The sequence below is a fragment of the uncultured Faecalicoccus sp. genome (genome assembly GCF_944327125.1).
GTDB lineage: Bacteria > Bacillota_I > Bacilli_A > Erysipelotrichales > Erysipelotrichaceae > Faecalicoccus.
This window is the reverse complement of record NZ_CALVGO010000077.1, coordinates 1-4,420: the sequence shown is the minus strand read 5'-3', so window position 1 is coordinate 4,420 and position 4,420 is coordinate 1. Positions and strand designations below refer to the sequence as shown.

Below are 4,420 nucleotides of genomic sequence, written 5' to 3'. Positions count from 1 at the left end.
AAAAAATAAAACGCCATCCTTTCAAATGGCGTTTGTTTTCTATGGCTGGGGTACATGGATTCGAACCATGGAAATGCCAGATTCAGAGTCTGGTGCCTTACCGCTTGGCTATACCCCAAGGTGCCTATATATAATATATTTTTTTTTGAGTTTTGGCAACTGTTTATTGAAGAAAATTTTAAAGTAGTTTAAGATTATCAGGAAAGGACGGTTGTTTATGGCTAAAATTAGAACGAGATTTGCACCCAGTCCAACGGGTTATATGCATATAGGGAACTTACGAACCGCTTTATTTGAATATTTGATCGCAAAACATGAAGGCGGCGATTTTATTTTACGTATTGAAGACACCGACCAGAGCCGGCAGGTGGAAGGCGCGGTCGATATTATATACAAAACGATGAAAGATTGCGGCTTAAACTGGGATGAAGGTCCAGATGTCGGCGGCGATCATGGCCCTTACATTCAAAGCGAGCGCTTAGGAATGTATAAAGGGTATGCCGAAGAACTGATCAAACTGGGCGGAGCCCATTATTGTTTCTGCTCGGAGGAAGAACTTCAAAGACAAAGAGAAGAACAGGGCGATTCTTTCAAATTTGATGATCCTTGTAAACACCTGACTCCTGAAGAAGTTCAGGCAAAACTGGATGCCGGAGAACCTTATGTGATCCGTCAAACGATCAAAGAAATCAAAGAAACGACTTTTGATGATGAAGTCTATGGCCATATTGAAGTGGATGTCAACACATTGGATGAACAGATCTTGATCAAATCCGATGGGTTTCCTACTTATAATTTTGCCAATATCGTCGATGATCACCAGATGCAGATCTCGCATGTGGTTCGCGGAAACGAATATTTATCGAGTACGCCTAAATATAACTTGATCTACGATGCTTATGGATGGAAGCGGCCTGTTTATGTTCATGTTCCTCCGGTCATGAAAGATGAACATCATAAGCTGTCCAAGCGAAACGGGGATGCTTCTTTCCAGGATCTGGTTGCCAAAGGCTATCTGCCAGAAGCAATCATTAACTATATCGCGCTTTTAGGATGGTCTCCGCAAACGGAACAGGAGATCTATTCGCTGGAAGAATTGATCAAAGTATTCGATATTCATCGAATTTCAAAAAGACCGGCTATTTTTGATATTGACAAGCTGACCTGGATGAATGGGGAATATTTGAAGAATATGGATTTCGATCGATATTTTGAACTGGCGGAACCTAAGATTCGGGAAGTGATCCATAAAGAACTGGATCTAAAAGAAATCGCCAAACTGGTTCAGTCTCGTGCCAATACTTTGAATGAGATTGAAGATATGATCGATTTCTTTGAAAAATTGCCGGATTATGATACCGAGCTGTACGTTCATAAACGTCAGAAATCAAAAAAGGAGACGTCACTGGTTGCCCTGGAAGAAGCCTACAAGGAACTTTCCGGCTGTGAATTTTCTTCTATGGATCAGCTGCACGATCTGATGATGGCATTGCCGGAAAAGCTGGCGATGAAAAACGGACAGGTTTTATGGCCGATCCGCACGGCATTGACAGGTAAAAAATCAACGCCGGGAGGAGCCATTGAAGTGGCATATATATTAGGGAAAGAGGAAAGCCTTTGTCGAATTGAAGAGGGGATTTCCCGCTTGAAAAAAGATTTAGAATCGGCTGTATAGTCCGATTCTTTTTAAAAGGAGAAGCGTATGTTTTCTTTAGCGAATCTGGAAAATCTATTGATCAAACTGGCAGTTGCGGCCTTGATCATTCTCTTTGGCGTTCTTTTGGCCAAGGTGATCAAAAAGTTCATTCTCCGTTTGTCGAAGAATGTAACCGATCATGGCTCTTTGAGTTTTATCGGCTCTTGTGCATCGATTGTCATCAAGATCATCTTCATTGCGATTGCCTTGACAGTTCTGGGACTGGATATGTCTGTGATCGTAGGATCGCTGAGCGCGGTTTCTTTAGGCATCTCTCTGGCATTAAGAGATACGATGAACGATGTAGCCGGCGGGATCCAGATCCTCTTTACCAAGCCCTTTGTGATTGGAGACTATCTTCGCATCGAAGACAAAGAAGGAACGGTTGTGCGCATCGAAGTGATGTATATCGTTTTACAGACCTTTGACCATCAGGAGATCATCATTCCGAATTCCACCGCAATCAGTGAGATCGTGGTCAATTATTCAAAAGAAAAATATCGCCGTATTCATATCTCTTTTTCGGCCCCTTTGGATTTTGATGTGGAACAATGTCTTCAATTAGGAAAAAGCGTGATAGATGCCCAGGAGAAGATCGTAGAATCGATGCAGAAAGAAGTTGTGGTGGATGCGATCAAGGAAAGAACGATGGAAGTCGGACTGTATTGTTTTGTGCCTTTTGAAGAGTACTGGACTTGTCTTTGTTCCATGAATGAAATGCTGGTCAAAAAAAGAAAAGAAATGGGAATGGAACCCATTTCTCAAATGGTTTATATTAAATCAGATGGAGAAAGGTAAAAGCGTTCCAGATTCCATCTTCCTCTAAGCAGGTCGTGATACGGTCTGCTTTTTCTTGTACCTCTTTTGCGGCGTTTCCCATCGCGACAGAATAGCCGGCAGCCTCAAACATACACAGATCGTTGAAACCATCTCCGAGGGCAATCGCATCTTTTTTTTCACAGTGATAATACTCTAAAACGCTTTGTATGCCCGTAGCTTTTGTGATCGTTTTGTCCGAGATTTCTCCGCTTTGGTTCCCGAAAGGGGCAAATGTCGCAGGGACAAGATCAAACTGATCTTTAAGATCCTCCACGATTTGTACGTAAGGCGTTTTTGATTCCAGAAAGGAAACCTTGTTGACCGGGCACTGGGCAATCGCATCGGTTACCTGCAGATTGTGCCGTACTTGCACCAGGCCGTGCTTTTGAAATTGTTCCTTCGATAAGTGAGAACACTGTTCCTGGATCATCTGGTCGATTTGATGCTTTGTCTTTGTATCGCCTACCAGGCCGTTTGTGGTTTCAAAAAGGGCGTTGATATCATGGGCATTCAAATAGTTTATCAAAAAATCGATCTGAGCCCGAGAAAAAGTTCTTTCTTCCAAAACCTTTCCACCGATTTCAATATGCGCCCCGCTTCCTGTGATCAATCCGTCGTATTCCAGCTCCAGCATATCGCCATAGATCTCCACGCGCTGTCTTCCGGTACACAGAAAGATCTTATGTTCATTTTTTTGGGCGAGCCTGCAGGCGCGCAGGGCACTTTTGGGGATATATCCTTCGTGATGAAACAAAGTACCATCCGCATCTAAAAAGATAATTTTCATAACCATTCCTCTTGTGGACTTATTAACGGATTTATTCTACAATATTTCCATGAATACTTTCAATTATTTCCATTCTGTGGCAAATAAAGTAAGAAGTGTTCCTTTAAAAAATCAGGCTCTTTTTGACTGGAGTGCTTTTATGGTCAAGCAGGCCGGTCTGTCCAAGGCCCAACAATATAAATATCTGGACCTTGCCAGTCAGATTCTTCAAGACGACCAGAAGGAGCACACTTCTTATAAAATAGACTTTAAAAAAAAGCTTCAAAAGGACAGAGCTCGAGGGATAAAAGCCTGGGTGGTGGAACTGGCCGATTTTCCTTGTTTTCTGTTTGTCTACACGACCTGTATCAATGTGATCTACAGCCAGGTGCTGGTTCCCTTGTTGGAGCATACAGAGATCTTACATCGCGTGGACATCGGCCCGACCCTTCTTCTTCAAAGTCTTTTTGTCTATTTGATCTATAAGTTCTTACTGACCTATATGGCGACCAATCCCAAGCGATCTGCTTTAAGATTCTGGATTGTTTTGATTGCCATTTTTGCACTCTATTTAGGTGCCATTTATTTAGCCAACCAGCTCAAAGCCATCGTTTGGTTTTCCTGTCCGCTCTTGTTGTGGAGTGTGATCACCGGGCTTTTGTGTTTCGGTTCGGTTTGGCTGTATTTTAAGAAAGAGGATACATCATGTTGAATATACTTGTTTTTTCGGTGCTGGCGATCCTTTTATCCGTTTGCATCAGCTTCCTTCCTAAAAAAGTTCTGGATCCCATCACACCCATTTTTTCTTTGCAGGATGCCGGATTAAGAAAGATTCGAAGAAAAAGAGATACGACGGATACCTTTGCCAATCTTTTCTTGTTTCTGAGTATCGTTTTTGTGCTTTTTTTCTGGCTGATTCCCGGCAGTTCGATTCTTTACGGAGTGCTTTTGACGCTTTCTTTTCTATGTGTGCTGGCCCAGTCCAACCGAGTCAGTTCCCATATGGATCAAGTGCATCGAAGCCTGGTCTTATTTGGTGTATCCATGATGTATTTCTTTGGGCTGTTCAGCGCTGTGGGATTGTTCAATGATTTTTTGACCTTTCAAAGCGTCAGTGCCTTTGCCCAGGACATCTTCTC

General features: G+C 42.6%; 5 protein-coding genes and 1 tRNA gene. 4 read left to right on the top strand and 2 right to left on the bottom strand.

The window, feature by feature from the left end; genetic code table 11:
- Window positions 1-42: 42 nt before the first annotated feature.
- Window positions 43-118 (bottom strand) — tRNA-Gln (locus Q0K03_RS07170).
- A 99-nt stretch (window positions 119-217) separates the two neighbouring features.
- Here Q0K03_RS07170 and gltX point away from each other — a divergent pair.
- Together gltX and Q0K03_RS07160 are read left to right on the top strand one after the other, a co-directional pair.
- Complete coding sequence (gene gltX / locus Q0K03_RS07165; protein ID WP_297239025.1) at window positions 218-1,675, top strand: glutamate--tRNA ligase; 1,458 nt, start codon at window positions 218-220, stop codon at window positions 1,673-1,675.
- 27 nt (window positions 1,676-1,702) lie between these two features.
- Window positions 1,703-2,494, top strand: coding sequence for a mechanosensitive ion channel domain-containing protein (locus Q0K03_RS07160; protein WP_297239024.1), 792 nt, complete (start codon window positions 1,703-1,705; stop codon window positions 2,492-2,494).
- Here Q0K03_RS07160 and Q0K03_RS07155 read toward each other — a convergent pair.
- Window positions 2,472-3,302 carry an HAD family hydrolase gene (locus tag Q0K03_RS07155; protein WP_297239023.1) on the bottom strand — a complete coding sequence of 277 codons (831 nt, stop codon included), beginning with the start codon at window positions 3,300-3,302 and terminating at the stop codon, window positions 2,472-2,474. The genes Q0K03_RS07160 and Q0K03_RS07155 overlap by 23 nt on opposite strands.
- A gap of 49 nt (window positions 3,303-3,351) precedes the next feature.
- On the opposite strand from Q0K03_RS07155, the gene Q0K03_RS07150 reads away from it, so the two are divergent.
- Both Q0K03_RS07150 and Q0K03_RS07145 read left to right on the top strand, forming a co-directional pair.
- Window positions 3,352-3,993 carry a hypothetical protein gene (locus Q0K03_RS07150; protein ID WP_297239022.1) on the top strand — a complete coding sequence of 214 codons (642 nt, stop codon included), beginning with the start codon at window positions 3,352-3,354 and terminating at the stop codon, window positions 3,991-3,993.
- Window positions 3,987-4,420, top strand: a 434-nt coding sequence (locus Q0K03_RS07145) for a hypothetical protein (RefSeq protein ID WP_297239021.1), incomplete at its 3' end; no start/stop codon positions are given. The genes Q0K03_RS07150 and Q0K03_RS07145, both read left to right, overlap by 7 nt.

What these genes read in the sequence shown, in the direction of transcription:
- Q0K03_RS07150 (WP_297239022.1), top strand. Translation starts at nt 3,352, where the DNA reads ATGAATACTTTCAATTATTTCCATTCTGTGGCAAATAAAGTAAGAAGT.
- Q0K03_RS07155 (WP_297239023.1), bottom strand. Translation starts at nt 3,302, where the DNA reads ATGAAAATTATCTTTTTAGATGCGGATGGTACTTTGTTTCATCACGAA.
- gltX (WP_297239025.1), top strand. Translation starts at nt 218, where the DNA reads ATGGCTAAAATTAGAACGAGATTTGCACCCAGTCCAACGGGTTATATG.
- Q0K03_RS07160 (WP_297239024.1), top strand. Translation starts at nt 1,703, where the DNA reads ATGTTTTCTTTAGCGAATCTGGAAAATCTATTGATCAAACTGGCAGTT.